This window comes from Myroides albus (assembly GCF_024722315.1).
GTDB lineage: Bacteria > Bacteroidota > Bacteroidia > Flavobacteriales > Flavobacteriaceae > Flavobacterium > Flavobacterium album_A.
In genome coordinates this window covers 2,173,647-2,192,304 of the sequence record NZ_CP102754.1, presented here as the reverse complement: position 1 = coordinate 2,192,304, position 18,658 = coordinate 2,173,647, and the positions used below count along the sequence as shown (strand labels likewise).

Below are 18,658 nucleotides of genomic sequence, written 5' to 3'. Positions count from 1 at the left end.
GAGCTCTCTTCATTTTTAAACTATTCTTTTGCAGGTTCTTCTTTTTTCTTTTTGCCGAATAACCCTTTTAATCCTTCACCGAGTTTATTAACAACTTCTTCTGTTTCATCTTTTTTTGCTTCTCCTTCCGCATTAGCTCCTTCCCCTTCATTCTTTTTCTTTCCTCCACCAAGCATATCAAACAAAGCTTCTGTTCCCTTGTCAACTAATCTATTTTTTTGTTCTTCAATAATCTGATTTGTCAAATTAGTTACCACTTCTCCCATATTTGTTCCAACTTTAGGAGAAGCAAAGTTACCAGTTAACTCTACCTTTACAGGGATCGCATTGAATTTATCGCTTTCCTTTGGTCCTAACTTAGCTAATGTATTTGCAATATCACTACCCAATAACTTAGCAGGTACTTTAAAATCTAAATCATAGTCTAACGTTTGATCAAAACCATGTTCTCCTGATACCTGTACTGCCATGTCTTTTAACTTTATGTCAAAGGGTTTAAACTGTACTTTTCCATTTTTAAACACAATATGCATACGCTTGTTGTTTAAATCTATTTTCTTTAAATCTATAAAAGAAACCCCCTTATCTAAAGCCGCAAGCAATTGAGATTTTTGAGGATCAATTTCAGAGTCAACCAAAGTTCCTTGAATATCCCCACTTAAACTATTCATATCTGGTGTTAAGTCTAAAGCATTTAACTTCCCACTCATCTTCACATCCCCATTTATTTTTCCACTAACAATCCCCGCAATTGGTGCAATCGTTTTAAGAAACTCTAATTCTGTAAATGTACTTTTTACATCAAGGGATTTTAATCCTAAATTCATATCAAAAACTGGAGTAGTTTCTTTTGTTGATACATTCCCATCAAACGCTAATATACCATTAAAGATATTTGTTGACATATTCTGTAAACGAGCAGCTTCATCGCGAATAACCAAACTACCTTTCACATTGTTAAGCACTAAATTGTCATAGACTACCTTTTTAGCATTTGCGTTAATAGTACAATCTAAGAATCCTGGTATTTTTAAAGGCTCTGCTGCATCATTTGTCGCTTTTTCTTCCTTCTTCGGAGTTTCCGTTGTTGAAACAACATCTTCTTTCATTAAATCCGCCAAGACAAAGTTGCTTGAATTAACATTGAAGTTTCCTTTTAGTGTTTGCTTTTTGAATAAGAACCCATATAAATTATCTAATCGACCATCAGCTGCGATATCTGTTGTTCCTGTTTTCAGGTTAAACTTATTCAAGCTTACATTACTTGTATTAAAGGTCAAAGCTGCTTCTTGTATCTGCAGTGGCTTCGCCATGGCATCATTTGAATAGTTAAACCCTGTCAACGATAGACTACCTGAGTTTTTTATATTTTGATAGAGTCCTTTTTCCACCGAATTCATATCAAAAGCAGTATTCACATTTGCTTTCAATATTCCCGAAAGGGGTATATCCATTTTTATTGGATATGCTTTTGTCACATTTGCCAGGTTAATTATTCCGTCAAACTTAGCGTTTACAAGCATATTCTCTGTTATATTTCTAATGTTTGCACTTGCATTAAAAACATCCTTATCAATTTTAAATGACAGTTTGTTAAGGTCAACATAAGTATCTTTCACTATTCCTGTCTGATTCATTATATTGACATCTAAAACAATGTTTGAAACACCTTGTGGCAAATCCGGATATTGGAATGACGCATTCTTAGCTCCCATGTGAATTGCCAATGTCAGTATCGTTTGCTCAGATAATTTCCCTTTTACTTTTCCATCCACCTTAAAATCCCCTGAGGTAGTTACCCCATCCAAGTTTCCTGCATAAGCCTCAGGTATCAATCCCAAGAAGTTTTTGAAATCTGAATCAGGAGTACCGAAAGTCAAATCGTACAATTGACCATCCTCAACCATCTGCAATGACCCATCAAACTGCAAAGGCAATTGATTAATCAAAGCCTTATTGTCCTTAAATGTAAACTTCATACTATCCATATCTATTCCGATAATGGCTTTTAGAGATAGACTTACATCATTCAACATTTTGGTCCCCTCCATGTCGAATGAAACTTTCGTTCTCGTCTCCGTATTTAAGTCCAATACATTATTAGCTAAGTTTCCTTTACCTTGATGGTATAACTCTTTTGCAATAAAAGTCATCTTAGAACTTAAATCAGTATAGCTGACATTCAAATTCTCGATTAAGTAATAATCTAATGCCAATGAAAAAGGAGTCGTTTCTGAATCCTCTGAATCCTCTTGATCCTCTTCATCTATAATTGCCACATCATAGTTAGCTACCCCCTTCTCATCTACAAGTACATTCACTTTTGTATTCAGAGCGGAGATAGACTCGATTTGCATTGGTTCATTTGCACTGTTAAACAATTGCATCACTGACATTTTCAGACCAATCTTTTCAGAATACACAAGTGTATCTCCCTCAAAAGGAGCTTTATTAATAACGACTAACTCATTAATCGACACTGTTGCCTTAGGGAAATTGCGTATTAAACTTAAGTTTACACTTTCAAAGTTGACTGTGGCATTAATATTATCATTAATAGTCTTCTTAACTAAGTCTTGTATTTTCCCCTTAAACAAGACTGGAGTTAATAACAATAAAATAATTAATAGGACAAGAATACCTCCACCCCATTTCAAAATCTTTTTACCCATAACAAATATATTTTATACAAAATAACGAAAAAAAGAGCCAACACGTATAAATACGGTTGGCTCTCTTACATATTTCCATTATTGTTACTCTTAATAGACAGTTATCTCATAAGGTAATATTGTTTGCACTCCTTTTAAAGAATTAAAATAGTTTAAACGCTCAATTAGTTCATAATTAGCTTCTCCAATCTTTTCTTTGATCAACTCATCTTGGGTTTTTAGAACAGAAGCTCCTAAATATTTTCTAAGCAAGTCCTCAAAATTTAATTCATACTCAGGATAATTGACAACTTGATAAGTTTCAAGTTCAACTTTATCAACTGCATATTGAATAGCTTTACTCAAGCCTCCGATCTCATCAACTAATCCATTAGCAATCGCATCTGTACCCGTCCAAACTCTACCTTGTGCTAAAGCGTCAACTTGCTCGAAAGTCATGTTTCTACCAGCTGCTACACGGTTAACAAACGTAGTATATACATTCTCTACACTTTCTGTGATATGCTTTCTTGAATTTTCATCTAAAGGTTTAAATGGGCTATACATAACTGCATTCTCATGCGTTTTTACTTGTTGTGCATTAACGCCATACTTCGAAGCGACATTACTGAAGTTTGGCAACATACCGAAAACGCCGATAGACCCAGTAATTGTGGTAGCATCTGCAAAAATTCTATCTGCGTTACACGAGATGTAATAACCTCCAGAAGCAGCCATGCTTCCCATAGATACAATTACAGGTTTCTCTTTTTTAGTTAACTCTATTTCTCGCCAAATTAAATCTGATGTCAATGCACTTCCACCTGGACTATCCACGCGCAAAACAATCGCTTTTACTTTATCGTTTTTTCTCGCTTTTCTCAAGGCTCTATTGATTGACCCTTCTCCAATATAGTTTACATTTCCTTCACCACTTAAGATTTGACCTTGTGCATAAATAACTGCAATTTGATCGTCTTTTGTTTTCAAAGCTTCAGCAGCATGTATTGACTTAGTGTATTCTAAAATTTTAATTTTATTATACTCAGCATCGTCGTCTATGTTAAGTGCTTTTTTAATATCAGCATGATACTCATCTTCGTAAACTACTTTATCTACCAAGCCTGTTTTCAAAGCTAATTCAGGTGTTCTTGCACCCAGACTGCCAGCGATCTCATTCAGTTTCTCTACAGAGATATTTCTACTGTTTGATATATCAGTAACCACATTACCCCAAATAGAATTTAAAAACACAGAAATTTGCTCATAATTCGCTGCACTCATTTTATTCTCTAAGTATGGTTCTACAGCACTCTTATACTTACCATGACGAATCACCTCCATCTTCACACCAGTCTTTTCTTGAAGGTCTTTCAAATAAAGAATTTCTGTTGCTAACCCTCTAAAATCTAAATCTCCCACAGGATTCAAGTAAATAGAATCAGCCACAGAACTTAAATAGTATTCTGTCTGCGAGTACATATCCGCATAAGACAGGACGAACTTGCCACTTTCTTTAAAACGCTCTAATGCCTCACGCAATTCGCTTCGCTGTGAAATCCCCAAAGAAGAATTGTTCTTCAAAATAGATATCCCCTTAATTTTATCATCTGATTTAGCTACTTCAATGGCTTTCAAAACATTTGACAAACCATCTGTATCTTCATCTGAAATACTGATATCTTTAAAGTTAAATTTACCTCCATAATCATAAGTCACTTTAGATAAATCTAATTCTAAAACAGAATTGCTTTTAACTACTACTTTTTCAGAGCCACTACTTCCGATTGCCGCTCCAATTGACAATAACATAAAGAAAGCTAAAATAGTAAAGACAAATAACCCTACGATTGTCGCTAACACATTTCTTAAAAATCTCATATATAAAACAATTTATTCTATTAGTCGTATTGATACTAATTTTGTTACATTCCCAATTAATTTTGTGGATAAGAACTACTACAAAAGTAGCATTTATTCAAATTTCTTTTAGTTACTTTGCCCTTATGTATACACAAAATAACATAGTATTATCTATAGGTACCAATCAAGGTGATAAAATGGCTAATATCCAAAAGGCCATTGATCTTATTCACAAACATATAGGTACTGTTATTAAGGTTTCGCCAATTTACGAATTTCCTGCTTGGGGATTTCAAAGCGAGGCTTTTTTTAATTGTGCATTACTTATACATAGTACACTGGAAGGAGAAGTAGCCATTTCTAAAATATTAGAAATTGAAAAAACATTGGGTAGAATACGCAGTAACGAACCAGGTTATATAGCGCGTATCATAGATATAGACATCATTTCATTTAATCAAGAAGTACACAATAGCTCGACATTGACCATACCTCATCCTCTGATGCAGGACAGGAGATTTGTTCTTTTACCGGCAGCTGACTTGAATTTAGAATGGTCACATCCCATCCTAAAAAAATCGTATCGAGAATTACTGAAAGTATGTCCTGATCAAACCGAATACAAATTGGTGGGAACTATTGAAGAACCTATCAGTAAATATGGATTTACGGATGTCAACTTTATAGCAATTGAAGGAAATATCGGAGCTGGTAAAACAACCTTGACTACTCGAATATCTGATGATTTCAATGCTAAATTAATATTAGAAGGATTTGCAGATAACCCTTTCCTTCCTAAGTTTTATAAAGATGCAACACGATATGCTTTTCCCTTAGAGATGTCGTTTTTAGCCGATCGATATAATCAGTTATCTGATGATTTAGCTCAATATGACTTATTCAAGGAGTTTGTTATAGCAGATTACTATATCTACAAATCACTCATCTTTGCTCAAATTACTTTAGAAGAAGATGAGTTCAGATTATATCATCAAATATTTGAAATCATGTACAAAGAGACACCTCAACCTGATCTCTATGTATTCTTATATCAAAATACGGACAGACTACTTGACAATATAAAGAAAAGAGGACGATCATACGAAAGTGATATCACATCTACCTATTTAGATAATGTGAACCAAGGTTATCTAAACTATGTTAAGACACTACACCCAGAAAAGGTGCTGACCATTGATATCTCTGACTTAGACTTTGTTGCTAATCAAGAAGATTATATCCACATCCTCAATCTAATTCAAGATAAACTAAAATAGAATATTTTAATAATACACAAAATAAAAGGGCAGTCAATTGGATGCAATTGACTGCCCTCTATATTTATACCGTATACTCAAAGGGGTTAACCCTTTTAAACCACTTTACCAATACGGTCTATTTTCTTTAACTCTATTAATCTAAGAATACTTCGAATTGTACGAATAGGCAATATGACTAATCCTACCATTGAAGATAAGAGAAACTTAATCATAACGTAGATTAACTAACCAATAATAGACAATCACATAAACATAGATGATGTAATCTTACTGAACATTTTCCAACCTGCAATAACAGCAGCAAATTGATAAAACATCATAAAGTACATAGCCAATTTTATTGGAGTATCACTACTTGGAGATTTGCCAGTATTAATAGTAAATTGAATAAAAACAAACAGGAGTATTCCTCCTCCAATATAGATTGTCAAAATATCTTTCAATATAGTCCACCTTTCTGAAGTAAACCGCTTTGAATTACAAATTTGACAAATAGGTATCGTTTATGTCTGTGAACACAAAGGACAAAGTCCTTTTGAGCAACCAGTACACTGAGATATAGCAATTTGATCTAAGTGATTAAAACAATTCATGTTCTCTTATTCTTATGATCATATCTAATCTCAAAGTATTGATTAAATTAAGGTTCTTCTTTAAGAAAACAAGTGTTGACTAAATCAATTGCCAAATCCGAATTCTAAAAACTCTCCACAACAAGACAAAAAATTGAGTCTAGTGGACTATTAGTAATTGTATTCTAAATATCTAAAATCCTCGTCTTTCTGCAAGGTAGCTTGAATTTGATTAAACGTTTCTTGCAACAAATGCTTAACATCAATAACTTCATTGTCCTCTAAGCGTTTTAATATCATACTGATAGGAAAACACTGAACTGCCAAATTCTGATATTGCAGCGCAAGCTCTCTACCATATTGATCACTTACCAAAACCCAATGTAGATCAGGGTACTCGTAAACCATCGCCACACCAAATGCCATCCCTAAAGCAAAGTGAGCAGCTCCATCTGCTTGGTCATACTCTTTGTTGTCGAGAATTGTTTGTAAGCGATCTATTGCTTTACCACTTGTGTAATATTCATCGATTTCCTCTGCATCCATTCCATAGAGGTTTGCAACAGCCTGAGAGAGGTAGTACATATCGTTATAAGTAGGTTCAAGTAATGGAAGTTCTAAAGATGCCAGACTATCAATACTCTCTACCATTTGTCTCATATCCTCCAAATGAGCTTTTACATCTTCGCTTCCTTCAGTCCCCTTAGCAGCAGATAAAGAAACGATAATAATATTTTCACCATACATTACTTCATAGACATGCATGTACACATCTTCTATTGCATGACTATCGTATGCGTAGTAAACTTTATTGGGAAGAACAGTACATTCAGCATTGTGCTCTTTTGCTTGTTCTTGAAAGGTGCGAATAGCTTCTTCTTGAGTTACTCCTTCATTGCGTTGAAAGTACAACATACTTACGCGAATCACTGGCTCATTCTCACTTAACCCCTTGTAAATCTGCAAGGTTTTTTCATTTTCCAATGAGCAATAATAATCGCTTGATCCTTTCATAATGGTTTGCCCATTCCCTATTTCAAATATTTTCATCGTTTATATATTTTTTCTGAATCAAATATATACTTTTAAAAGCAATATTGAAGCAGTATCTCAAGTTGTTGCGTATGCAAAAAATTCATTCCTTCTAAAAACCACAAAATTCCCATTCTCTCATTGCTTTATACACATAAACTCCAATCCAAAAAGATCAACCAACAGCATCAATATTGCCGTTCTTAACACAAAGAATATTGTCACTATTGGTAGCAATACAAGTTGCAAAAGTGAAAGTAAAGCATTTTTGATTTGATTTCTCTGGTACCTTGAAACCAATGAACGACTTCAAGTATCCTCCTCCTCCTATTCATCTATTACTCATAGAATTGTTTTAAACTATCTCTTGTTGCATTACTCTATGTGATTTCAGAAAATCACTTAGATATAGTTTTCCTTTTTTCTTAGTAATTGTAAAGCATTCAAACCGATTATGTATTAACTAAGTACAAGAGATAATTGTATTTTCCTTGGGCTTTCTTGCACAATTCTTCGAGTATTCTTGCAGTTTTACTGGCAAAAAGGGGTATTTTCCCAAGAAAACCCTTAGAAACCTCCTAGAAACCCCTAAGAAAGTACGACCAAAAACGCACAAATCCTTCTCGTAAAAAGCTGTATTTGATCATTATCATACTGAAGAATACTCTATATATGAGTTTTATCGTTACTCGTTGATTGCTACAATTACTATATTCTTAAAGTAAATAGACCGCTTAGCTATTGGTTTTTCTATCCAGGTCGTATTGAAGTGCTAAACTAAACGAGCAGATTAGATAAGCTGTATCTTAAGGCCTAAATCTATCGTAGAACAAAAAGATTGCGTGGCGGTTTCCTTTATAACCTTGGATACTAATTTTACACAGTTAGCTTCTATAGCCCGAGAATCAGTGTTTTTGAAAACAAAAAGCTACTTTGTTATAAAGTAGCTTTCATATATTAATCACCTGTAAATCAATTCTCTTAAAAAACAAAAAAACACGAAGTTGACATTCGCATTGAATTGCCGTCTTACCTGCTATCACATTCCTCCTTTGATTTCTTTTAGTTTTTAAAATCATCAAAAGAGCAATTGCCGTTAGTATGCTCAGTATCAATAAGGAGCTGTATTCCTTATTTATCCACTACAACTGTGATGACAACCTTTATCCAGGCAGACTAATCACAATCAGAGCCTATGTTAAATGATAGAAATCCGCTTTCTCCTCCAAGCAATGGACAGGATATGTGTATAAATAAAACTGTATAAATTGCTATTGCATTTGTTGAAACAAATCCCAAATCACGATCCCTGCACTAACTGAAATATTAAGCGAATGTTTGGTTCCCAATTGTGGAATCTCAATAACGCCATTACTTAAATCAACAACTTCTTGATTAACCCCTTTGACCTCGTTACCAAAAACTAATGCGTACTTTACATCTGTTTCAACTTTAAAGTCATGAAGCATCACACTTTTTTCAACCTGCTCAACTGATTGTACAGAAACTCCTTGCTCTTTTAAGCCCTTAACAACTTCAACCACCTCTTTTGCATACTCCCACTCCACGGTATCAGTAGCCCCCAATGCTGTTTTGTGAATTTCTTTGTTCGGAGGTGTAGCTGTAATACCACATAGGTACACTTTCTCTATCAAGAAAGCATCGCATGTTCTAAACACAGAACCAATATTGTGCAAACTTCTTACATCATCTAATACAACTATAATTGGAGTTTTTTCGGAAGCCTTGAATTCTTCTACATTCTTACGATCTAATTCGCTATTAGCTAATTTGCGCATAACTTAAAATTTTGGGCAAAATTACTTAATAAATTCTAAGAAAAAAGAATTGACAAGTAAACATCGCTTAACAGCAAATTATATTGAGTAATAAACAAATAATTTGTTTTAAAGTCTATCACTATACAAACACTGAAAAAAAGGAGGTTAATCAGTCAATACTATTTTAATTAAATTGTAATCAAACTCAAGGAAACACACTATAAAACACTGCTAATTAGATGAAAAAATTAACTCTTAAACGCTTAGCTTACATCAATATAGTAAACAACATTTTCTTTTGCGTATTACTGTATAGTAGTATACATACTTCTTTGTATCTGAATGAATACTTTTCGACACTTTTCAATATTGCTTGGTTACCTTGTATCACAGCATTAATAATCCTACCAAGCATCATCTTATTCAATTTAACTGCAGAAAAAAACAACCCACGCTTCTTGTACTACTTTTCGATTTTAATTTCACTGCTAACCGTTTGCATTTTTAGTTTTACTACAATTGACTAATTGATTTTTGACAGAAAAGGACATATTTCATTGATTCTCTAAGATAACATAAGTACTTTTGCAAGCTTAATTTAATTTTTATGTTTGCGAATTTAATAACCCGGATAATAACTTCACCTGTAACAATTTACACCATACGTTGTACAATAGGTCTTGCTATTGGCTACGCTTTGTTATTGCAATTCCCGGACTATCAATTAATATGGACGATTATTTCAATTATGCTTGTCATTTCTCCTGAGGGTAAAAACTCAAAGAAATTATCTGTCGAGCGATTCAAATCCAATTTAGTCGGTTCTATTGCAGGACTTATCTGTTTAGAAATACAGCCCAACGTAAACTTCTATGTGTGTTTACTCGGAGTTTTCATCACCATCTTGACCTGCTACTTTTTCAATATTCTAAATATGGCAAGAGTTGCTTTAGTTGCTCTTCTAATCATTCTCATACAACCTCATACAACAGAAATGGGAGTAGAAATAACTCCTGTAATTCGAACTTTATCAGTGACTATTGGCTGTCTTATTGGCTTATTGATTACGGTTTTCACCTCAATAATTATTCGCAGTCTAAAACGTCATTATGGCATTCCTTTAAAATAAACTTTGCTCAAGGTGAATCACAACATTAATGAAATCTACTAATTGATTCATTCTCGGCATTCGAGTTTCATTAATTGGTGGAATGAAATCCCTCATTTCATTTTCTGTCTTATATTTGTACAAATCACAAAAAATACACAATATGGCTGCAAAGGCTAAAGCTCCAAAAGAAACTCCTCTAATGAAACAATACAATGACATCAAGTCTAAGTATCCTGATGCTTGTTTGTTATTTAGAGTTGGTGATTTCTATGAAACATTTGGAGAAGATGCTATTCGAACTGCAAATATTTTAGGCATTACACTTACCAAACGATCTCCAGGTACTGCAAGTGAAATTGAACTTGCAGGCTTTCCACATCATTCAGTCAACGTCTACTTACCAAAATTAGTAAAAGCTGGTTTGCGAGTGGCAATCTGTGATCAATTAGAAGATCCTAAAACAACAAAGACAATTGTAAAAAGAGGTGTCACAGAACTTGTGACTCCAGGTGTAGCACTTAATGATGAAGTACTACAATCAAAAACAAACAACTTCTTATGTGCAATTCACTTTGCAAAAAAGAATATTGGTATTTCATTTTTAGATGTATCCACAGGAGAATTTTTAACTTCTGAAGGCGATAGTGAATATATAGATAAACTATTACAGAATTTTCACCCAAGTGAAGTACTGGTACAAAAAAACAATAAACTAAAGTTTCAAGAATACTTTGGCAACAATTACAACCTTTTCTTTTTAGACGATTGGGTATTCAAAGAAGATTTTGCCTTTGATTCCCTTACTAAGCACTTTAATACAAACTCATTAAAGGGATATGGGATTGAAGATCTGGAAGAAGGTATTATTTCTTCAGGTGCTATCTTATACTATCTATCTGAAACACAACACACCAAGATACAGCATATCAGTAATATCCAACGCATAGCAGAAGATGCTTATGTGTGGATGGATCGATTTACTATACGCAATTTAGAGCTTTACAATAGTACAAATCCAAATGCTATTACCTTGCTTAGTGTCATAGATAAAACGATTTCTCCTATGGGAGGACGCTTACTAAAACGCTGGTTAGCATTACCTTTAAAGAACAATAAGCGAATAGTAGAACGACATGAGGTAGTAGAAGAATTAAAAAGAGAGACTGCCTTATTGACTGTATTTCAAAAACAGATTAAACAGATATCTGATTTAGAACGACTAACTTCTAAAATAGCCACAGGTAAAGTTTCACCAAGGGAGTTAACCTATCTTAGAGAGTCACTTGACGCTATTATTCCCATCAAAGAACATGCATTAAAAAGTAAGAATATTGCCTTAAAAGGCATTGGAGACGCTTTACATGATTGTGGACTCCTGCGCGAAAGAATTGAAAAAACAATTCACCCAGAGGCTCCTGTATCAATCACTAAGGGAAATGCCATCGCGCAAGGAATAAATAAAGAGTTAGATGAATTAAGAAGTATATCCCACTCAGGAAAGACCTTCTTAGAAGCCATAGAATTAAGAGAAAGCCAAAATACAGGTATCCCTTCACTAAAAGTAGCCTTTAATAATGTTTTTGGTTATTACATAGAAGTGCGCAATACTCATAAAGATAAAGTTCCTTCAAACTGGATTAGAAAGCAGACCTTGGTTAATGCAGAACGATACATTACCGAAGAATTAAAAGAGTATGAAAGCAAAATCTTAGGAGCAGAGGAGAAAATATATAAACTTGAAACAGAGTTATACGACGAATTTGTCAATTGGTGTGCGCAATATATAAAACCCGTACAATTAAATGCTAATCTAATAGCTCAAATTGACTGTTTAGCGTCCTTTGCACAATTGGCTATTGACAACAATTATGTTAGACCTACAATTGATGACAGCTATGATTTAGAAATCACTGAAGGTAGGCACCCTGTCATTGAGAAACAGTTACCACATGATGTACCTTATATATCTAATGATGTATATTTAAACAACAATACCCAGCAAATCATCATGATCACGGGACCTAATATGTCAGGTAAATCAGCTATTTTAAGGCAAACCGCCTTGATTGTATTATTGGCACAAATGGGGAGTTTTGTCCCTGCTACGGCAGTTAGAATGGGCGTTGTAGATAAAATATTCACCCGTGTTGGAGCTTCAGATAATATTTCAATGGGAGAATCTACTTTCATGGTTGAAATGAATGAAACAGCATCCATTCTAAATAATATATCCGATAGAAGTTTAGTATTGTTAGATGAGATAGGCCGTGGAACAAGTACCTATGACGGTATATCCATTGCTTGGGCGATTGCAGAATACCTGCATGAACATCCAACAAAACCCAAGACACTTTTTGCAACTCATTATCACGAATTAAATGATATGCAAGAATATTTTGATGGCGTTAAAAACTTTAATGTATCAGTAAAAGAGCTTAAAGATAACGTGCTTTTTATTAGAAAATTAGTACCAGGAGGTAGCGCACATAGTTTTGGTATTCACGTAGCAAAAATGGCTGGTATGCCAAAAACAGTAATTAATCGCGCCGAAAAGATGCTAAAACAGCTCGAAAAAGGACACAAAAAAGAAGAACAAGCTCTAAAACCTGCTGAACAAGATTTACAGTTGAGTTTCTTTAATCTGGATGACCCTTTACTCGAGGAAATTAAACAGGAGATACTCAATACAGATATCAATGCGCTTACCCCTATTGAAGCCATGATGAAACTAAATGAATTGAAGAAATTAGTTACCAAATAATACGATAAGCAGTAGTCTTTTTGAAGGACTACTGCTTTTGTATAAAAAAACTTTCATTTTTTTATTTTTGATAATCAACAACTTGTAAAATATTTCATTTTTTTTCGATCTGAATGTTTGGAGATACGGAAATTCGTTCTATATTTGCACTCGCAATACAGAAGTAAAGCAACGTTCATAAAAACAATATGCGAAAATAGCTCAGTTGGTAGAGCGCAACCTTGCCAAGGTTGAGGTCGCGGGTTCGAACCCCGTTTTTCGCTCAAACTTTTTGCTCGGGTGGTGGAAGTGGTAGACACGCTGGACTTAAAATCCAGTGGGTAGTAATGCCCGTGCGGGTTCAAGTCCCGCTCCGAGTACTTAAAAATCCTAAGTTAACGCTTAGGATTTTTTTTTGTCCCTATAGAAGTTATCCTTAAGGGTATCTCTAGGAAAGAAGATTTCTTAATTTTGTTTCTTAAATGATATGAGTGCATTCGTTATTAGTATTAAAGAGAACGGAAAATATAAATACACTTTTGAACATAGAAGAGGGAAAACCCTTATGACTAGTGTGGAGTATCCGACCATTGAAGCTGTACAAGCAAATATTGAGTTTCTTAGATCAAACTTTAGTTCTCTCAACTTTATCAAGTTCAAAACTCCAGGAGGCAAACACTTCTTCCGTTTAGCTATAGAGAAAAAGATATATGCGAACAGTAGGAGATTCAATACAGAATTGAGATTTGAAAAAGCTATGGAGGAGATAAAACTAAACTTCAACAACGCTGAGATATTGGACTTATCCTTTGATATTTTTGGCAATCTATCAGCTGATGACATCTTTGGAACAGAATAATTTCTTGAATCAATACTATAAAAAACTGATAGCCAATAGGTAAGTATTTTTATCTAAAAAAAGTAAAAAAAGACTTTTTATTTCATAAAAAAAGATTCTATATTTGCACTCGCAATACGGAACAAGTATTGTAGTCTACACTAAGACGCTCGGGTGGTGGAAGTGGTAGACACGCTGGACTTAAAATCCAGTGGGTAGTAATGCCCGTGCGGGTTCAAGTCCCGCTCCGAGTACTAAAAATCCTAAGTTTACGCTTAGGATTTTTTTGTTTATAACTCATCTCCTATCTATATTCGATTGATTTCTTTAAAATAACTATACCTTTAGTCCCGTAAAACAAACTAAACATTATCTGTACTTATTACACAAATGAAAAGAGAATTAGACTACTTGGTAAAAATAGAGGGAAATGAAGCACTCTTAGATCGCTTTATAGAAGCTATATTCAATAATACTTGTTTGATTGCAGACGATTATCCATCACCTTATGTATTAGAATCAGGTGAGCGATTTTACAATGGTACTGTAATTGACTATTTCTTTCAAACAACTCCTTTTTCTGAAGAAAGATACACCGCTTTTTTTGAAAAACTAAGAGCTTTAAGTGGATTCAATAGTTATTATTATACTTTAGGTGAGAAATTAAAAAAACTAATTTCTACAGTATTTCCACAAGTAAGTTATAAGGATAGTTCGCTCAAAGTAGACACTAAGCAAGAACCTCTACCCTTAACGCAAGAACAAGACGAAATACTTCGTTTCTTGTGTTATTTGGCTATTGGACATATAAAATACGACGCCAGTTATGCCACTATAACTGCTAACAAATACTTTAACTTAGCGAAACGCCTTGGATCCAAAAGAGTAGATGAACTCTACCAATATGGAGCTGGTACTATTGCAAATGATATTCTTGTGTTTCAAGACAAGCAGGTAGATTGCATTGCAAACGATGTAACTGCAACCATTAGAATAAAAGTACAAGACGATACAGAACAAACGTATCGAAAAGTACTGACTTATATAAACAAATTACTAAAAGATGACTTTCCTAAGAGTTATGCTATTGAATTTGAAGGACCAAATTTAAAAGATTTGAAGGTAGACAACCTACCGGAGTGTGGTCAAAGATATTTATTTGCTACTGCTGTACAATATGAAGCACTACACCCGTTGATGATCGAGTATATCAACACAGTAATGAGAAAATGGGAATGGTACACTAATGTAGATGAAGAGGTATGTACGATGCCTTCAACCTTTGCTGTCATGGCATTAGGACTATGGGATAGACGTTATTTTAATCTTCTAATTAACTACTACCACATTGTAGACGGAGATCATCAATATGTACATCAAAATTACACGTTACCTTTTCTACAAAAATACGGAATAGACGCAGAAAGTATTAAAGTATATATACAAGGGGTTCTGTCTGTGCAAGAACAACCACATGAAGAAGCTTATACAGCATACTTTACCTCAACTGAGGTACTAAAATTACTTTTAGATAGCAAAGAACATTTTGCTACTTATTATTTCTCTGCCGAAGATCTTGAGGATTTTGAAGACAGTGGAAATGAAGTAGAAGAAATGGCTGAGTACTGCTGGGAAAATGTGATGTATACAACCTTTGGTTTGGCTGATAATTATCCTGCACTTACACAAGATTGGAGTACTGAAGCAATAACACTGTTTAAACAACTAACAGAAACAACTGAATAAAAAACAAGCCTTATAATTCTTTATCCATTTTAGAATTATAAGGCTCATTCAATTTTAGTTATATAGAACAACATACTTTTTACAAGCTAAATTCACACTCATGACAACCTTTAAAAGTAATTAAGCAAAAGCAATTTTTATGTTTCTTACAAAAAGAACGCACAATAAATATAGATAATACTAAAAATATACTCCACTTTTTCATGTTCTCAGTTCCTTTCTTTCTCTTGTCATTAATCTACTTACCAATTTAAGCTTCCATCATCAAATCAGGTAATTGATCATTAAGATACACTTGGTTTTGATTTATCTGAACAACACAATCATTCAGATACTTCACCTCACATAAAAAATGTATCCAATGATTACTGATGCTCCCTTTATACTCAATCATAATTCCATATAGAAAAGAATGATTCTTCCCTTGTCTAAACTCTAATGAATTACGATAACCAAAGATGGAATACGCTTCCTTTTTACTTGAAAAGAACCTACTCATTATAGTGCTTTATCGGGGTTCTTTAGATACTTTTCATACGTGCGCCAATTGCGATCTTCATCAGAGTCTTGTCCGTATGTAATTATTATTGGTTCTCTACCCTTTATTGGATATCTCACTCCTTCTATTTGTACATACCATTCTGTAGAGAAATCATCGTTCACTTTGATATGTATGGTAATTGGTGTTTCTGGACTTGAAACCTTACTCATTAACGCATACATCTCTTCAAAATCGTAACGCATAACTACGTAATCTATCTGTTTTGTTCCCTTTTTATTGATATTTAATCTCGTAAACACTGGAATAGCCTTAGCCCTTCCCTTGAAGGGATTCAATGGGTTCTCCTTAAAAAACAAAATAGGATTAACTCTTTCTGCATTGTACATTTCAACCTTATACTGATAAACTTCATAGCCCTTAGGTAAATCCCACTTTAACTCCCAATTAAATCGCGTGCGATACTTATCCCAGATACCCAGAGGAAGTCCGTGCTCCTGTATATAAGCGTATTGCTCAGGACGTCTTCTCTCTAAATTATAAAACTCTTCTTCACTTATACTTGAATTTGGCCAGATTTCCTTGACACTTAACTTTATTTCTTCTGCCTGAAAACGCGCAATCTCCACCTGCGTAAACATCCCTCTTATCCATACCACTACAGTTCCCCCAGGTGTGATTCCTGTAATTATATTTCTATACCCTATATATTCTCCCTTAAACTCTTCTATATCTCCTTGTCGAAAATACTTTTTGATGGTATCAATCGGCAATTCAAATTCTCCTCCATAACATTTCTTCTCCACAAATGAAACATACTTCACCGATAAACCAACCGGAAGTGTCGTTTCTCCACTTATGTGGGTAGATAAACCAATTCCCCAACTTCCTGCAGTATAACCATTGGGAATATATTTGGTACTCCCATCTTCTAAGATATAATAACCATCATGAAAATACATCGGAAAACGACCATCCCAACTCTCTTGTGCATACCATTCATATTTCTCAAAATACTTCACCTCTTTCTTATTGCTGTTTTTTGTGGTTTTTATACAGCCAACCATTAAAACAGATAATACTAAAAATATACTCCACTTATTCATGTTCTCAGTTCCTTTCTTTCTCTTGTCATTAATCTACTTTCTCTACTTACCAATTTAAGCTTCCATCATCAAATCAAGTAATTGATCATTAAGATACACTTGGTTTTGATTTATCTGAACAACACAATCATTCAGATACTTCACCTCACATAAAAAATGTATCCAATGATCACTTATATTCCCTTTATAATCAATCATAATTCCATATAGAAAAACATGATTCTTCCCTTGTCTAAACTCTAATGAATTATGATACCCGAAAATGGAATACGCTTCCTTTTTACTTGAAAAAAACCAGCTCATTATAGTGCTTTATCGGGGTTCTTTAGATACTTTTCATACGTGCGCCAATTGCGATCTTCATCAGAGTCTTGTCCGTATGTAATTATTATTGGTTCTCTACCTTTTATTGGATATCTCACTCCTTCTATTTCTACATACCACTCTGTAGAGAAATCATCGTTCACTTTGATATGTATGGTAATTGGTGTTTCTGGACTTGAAACCTTACTCATTAACGCATACATCTCTTCAAAATCGTAACGCATAACTACGTAATCTATCTGTTTTGTTCCCTTTTTATTGATATTTAATCTCGTAAACACTGGAATAGCCTTAGCCTTTCCCTTGAAGGGATTCAATGGGTTCTCCTTAAAAAACAAAATAGGATTAACTCTTTCTGCATTGTACATTTCAACCTTATACTGATAAACTTCATAGCCCTTAGGTAAATCCCACTTTAACTCCCAATTAAATCGCGTGCGATACTTATCCCAGATACCCAGAGGAAGTCCGTACTCCTGTATATAAGCATACTTATCAGGATCTGATCTTTTTATATCATAAAAGTCTTCTTCACTTATACTTGAATTTGGCCAGATTTCCTTGACACTTAACTTTATTTCTTCTGCCTTAAAACGCGCAATCTCTATTTGTGTAGATATACCTCCTATCCATACTACTACAGTCCCCCCAGGTGTGATTCCTGTAATTATATTTCTATACCCGGTAGACTCTCCTTTAAACTCTTCTATAACTCCTTGTCGAAAATACTTTTTGATGGTATCAATCGGCAATTCAAACTCTCCTCCATAACATTTCTTCTCCACAAATGAAACATACTTCACTGATAAACCTACTGGAAGTGTCGTTTCTCCACTTGCGTGCAAACTTAAAGGCGTTCCCCAACTTCCTGCAGTATAACCATTGGGAATATATTTGGTACTCCCATCTTCTAAGATATAATAACCATCATGAAAATACATCGGAAAACGACCATCCCAACTCTCGCGCGCATACCATTCATATTTCTCAAAATACTTCACCTCTTTCTTATTGCTGTTTTTTGTGGTTTTTATACAGCCAACCATTAAAACAGATAATACTAAAAATATACTCCACTTATTCATGTTCTCAGTTCCTTTCTTTCTCTTGTCATT

The 18,658-nt window shown here is 34.1% G+C and carries 14 protein-coding genes and 3 tRNA genes; 8 read left to right on the top strand and 9 right to left on the bottom strand.

Translation table 11 applies throughout. The features are described from left to right. Window positions 1-20 precede the first annotated feature (20 nt). Window positions 21-2,672, bottom strand: a complete 2,652-nt coding sequence (locus tag NWE55_RS10010; protein ID WP_155091163.1) for an AsmA family protein — start codon at window positions 2,670-2,672, stop codon at window positions 21-23. 90 nt (window positions 2,673-2,762) lie between these two features. Beyond that, window positions 2,763-4,532, bottom strand: coding sequence for a signal peptide peptidase SppA (sppA, locus tag NWE55_RS10005; RefSeq protein WP_155091164.1), 1,770 nt, complete (start codon window positions 4,530-4,532; stop codon window positions 2,763-2,765). 125 nt (window positions 4,533-4,657) lie between these two features. On the opposite strand from sppA, the gene folK reads away from it, so the two are divergent. Beyond that, entirely contained in the window at window positions 4,658-5,791 is a 1,134-nt protein-coding gene (gene folK / locus NWE55_RS10000; RefSeq protein WP_155091165.1) for a 2-amino-4-hydroxy-6-hydroxymethyldihydropteridine diphosphokinase, read from the top strand. Window positions 5,792-6,036: 245 nt separating this feature from the next. Here folK and NWE55_RS09995 read toward each other — a convergent pair whose 3' ends face one another. From NWE55_RS09995 to NWE55_RS09985, 3 genes are all read right to left on the bottom strand, one after another. After that, window positions 6,037-6,237: a hypothetical protein gene (locus NWE55_RS09995; protein ID WP_155091166.1), complete on the bottom strand. Its 201-nt coding sequence runs from the start codon at window positions 6,235-6,237 to the stop codon at window positions 6,037-6,039. A 300-nt stretch (window positions 6,238-6,537) separates the two neighbouring features. Then, window positions 6,538-7,416 (bottom strand): DUF3806 domain-containing protein, encoded by an 879-nt coding sequence (locus NWE55_RS09990; RefSeq protein WP_258204044.1) that lies wholly within the window; start codon window positions 7,414-7,416, stop codon window positions 6,538-6,540. Between the two features lie 1,253 nt (window positions 7,417-8,669). Continuing rightward, window positions 8,670-9,197 carry an RNA methyltransferase gene (locus NWE55_RS09985; protein WP_155091168.1) on the bottom strand — a complete coding sequence of 176 codons (528 nt, stop codon included), beginning with the start codon at window positions 9,195-9,197 and terminating at the stop codon, window positions 8,670-8,672. A gap of 589 nt (window positions 9,198-9,786) precedes the next feature. Here NWE55_RS09985 and NWE55_RS09980 point away from each other — a divergent pair. From NWE55_RS09980 to NWE55_RS09950, 7 genes are all read left to right on the top strand, one after another. Then, the gene (locus NWE55_RS09980; RefSeq protein WP_155091169.1) at window positions 9,787-10,308 is read left to right on the top strand and encodes an FUSC family protein; all 522 of its coding nucleotides are present in this window, start codon (window positions 9,787-9,789) and stop codon (window positions 10,306-10,308) included. 142 nt (window positions 10,309-10,450) lie between these two features. After that, window positions 10,451-13,051, top strand: coding sequence for a DNA mismatch repair protein MutS (mutS, locus tag NWE55_RS09975; protein ID WP_155091170.1), 2,601 nt, complete (start codon window positions 10,451-10,453; stop codon window positions 13,049-13,051). Window positions 13,052-13,241: 190 nt separating this feature from the next. Next, window positions 13,242-13,314: transfer RNA gene (locus NWE55_RS09970), tRNA-Gly, on the top strand. Window positions 13,315-13,324: 10 nt separating this feature from the next. After that, window positions 13,325-13,410, top strand: a tRNA-Leu gene (locus NWE55_RS09965). A gap of 107 nt (window positions 13,411-13,517) precedes the next feature. Beyond that, on the top strand, window positions 13,518-13,889 hold the full coding sequence (locus NWE55_RS09960; RefSeq protein ID WP_155093505.1) for a hypothetical protein: 372 nt from the start codon (window positions 13,518-13,520) through the stop codon (window positions 13,887-13,889). Between the two features lie 147 nt (window positions 13,890-14,036). Next, window positions 14,037-14,122: transfer RNA gene (locus NWE55_RS09955), tRNA-Leu, on the top strand. Window positions 14,123-14,258: 136 nt separating this feature from the next. Further along, a complete protein-coding gene (locus tag NWE55_RS09950) occupies window positions 14,259-15,614 on the top strand; it encodes a DUF6138 family protein (protein WP_155093476.1) in 1,356 nt (451 codons plus the stop codon). Window positions 15,615-15,864: 250 nt separating this feature from the next. Here the strand turns inward: NWE55_RS09950 and NWE55_RS09945 are convergent, their stop codons facing one another. From NWE55_RS09945 to NWE55_RS09930, 4 genes are read right to left on the bottom strand one after another with little or no spacing between them, the layout of a single operon-like run. Then, window positions 15,865-16,113, bottom strand: coding sequence for a hypothetical protein (locus NWE55_RS09945; protein ID WP_155093475.1), 249 nt, complete (start codon window positions 16,111-16,113; stop codon window positions 15,865-15,867). Further along, on the bottom strand, window positions 16,113-17,219 hold the full coding sequence (locus NWE55_RS09940; protein ID WP_258204043.1) for a DUF2931 family protein: 1,107 nt from the start codon (window positions 17,217-17,219) through the stop codon (window positions 16,113-16,115). The genes NWE55_RS09945 and NWE55_RS09940 overlap by 1 nt, the downstream gene beginning before the upstream one ends. A gap of 54 nt (window positions 17,220-17,273) precedes the next feature. Beyond that, window positions 17,274-17,522 carry a hypothetical protein gene (locus NWE55_RS09935; protein ID WP_258204042.1) on the bottom strand — a complete coding sequence of 83 codons (249 nt, stop codon included), beginning with the start codon at window positions 17,520-17,522 and terminating at the stop codon, window positions 17,274-17,276. Beyond that, window positions 17,522-18,628, bottom strand: a complete 1,107-nt coding sequence (locus tag NWE55_RS09930; RefSeq protein WP_258204041.1) for a DUF2931 family protein — start codon at window positions 18,626-18,628, stop codon at window positions 17,522-17,524. Before NWE55_RS09930 ends, NWE55_RS09935 begins: the two co-directional genes overlap by 1 nt. Window positions 18,629-18,658: the final 30 nt, after the last annotated feature.

What these genes read in the sequence shown, in the direction of transcription:
- sppA (WP_155091164.1), bottom strand. Translation starts at nt 4,532, where the DNA reads ATGAGATTTTTAAGAAATGTGTTAGCGACAATCGTAGGGTTATTTGTC.
- NWE55_RS10010 (WP_155091163.1), bottom strand. Translation starts at nt 2,672, where the DNA reads ATGGGTAAAAAGATTTTGAAATGGGGTGGAGGTATTCTTGTCCTATTA.
- mutS (WP_155091170.1), top strand. Translation starts at nt 10,451, where the DNA reads ATGGCTGCAAAGGCTAAAGCTCCAAAAGAAACTCCTCTAATGAAACAA.
- NWE55_RS09990 (WP_258204044.1), bottom strand. Translation starts at nt 7,416, where the DNA reads ATGAAAATATTTGAAATAGGGAATGGGCAAACCATTATGAAAGGATCA.
- NWE55_RS09940 (WP_258204043.1), bottom strand. Translation starts at nt 17,219, where the DNA reads ATGAATAAGTGGAGTATATTTTTAGTATTATCTGTTTTAATGGTTGGC.
- NWE55_RS09985 (WP_155091168.1), bottom strand. Translation starts at nt 9,197, where the DNA reads ATGCGCAAATTAGCTAATAGCGAATTAGATCGTAAGAATGTAGAAGAA.
- NWE55_RS09935 (WP_258204042.1), bottom strand. Translation starts at nt 17,522, where the DNA reads ATGAGCTGGTTTTTTTCAAGTAAAAAGGAAGCGTATTCCATTTTCGGG.
- NWE55_RS09930 (WP_258204041.1), bottom strand. Translation starts at nt 18,628, where the DNA reads ATGAATAAGTGGAGTATATTTTTAGTATTATCTGTTTTAATGGTTGGC.
- NWE55_RS09960 (WP_155093505.1), top strand. Translation starts at nt 13,518, where the DNA reads ATGAGTGCATTCGTTATTAGTATTAAAGAGAACGGAAAATATAAATAC.
- folK (WP_155091165.1), top strand. Translation starts at nt 4,658, where the DNA reads ATGTATACACAAAATAACATAGTATTATCTATAGGTACCAATCAAGGT.
- NWE55_RS09950 (WP_155093476.1), top strand. Translation starts at nt 14,259, where the DNA reads ATGAAAAGAGAATTAGACTACTTGGTAAAAATAGAGGGAAATGAAGCA.
- NWE55_RS09980 (WP_155091169.1), top strand. Translation starts at nt 9,787, where the DNA reads ATGTTTGCGAATTTAATAACCCGGATAATAACTTCACCTGTAACAATT.
- NWE55_RS09945 (WP_155093475.1), bottom strand. Translation starts at nt 16,113, where the DNA reads ATGAGTAGGTTCTTTTCAAGTAAAAAGGAAGCGTATTCCATCTTTGGT.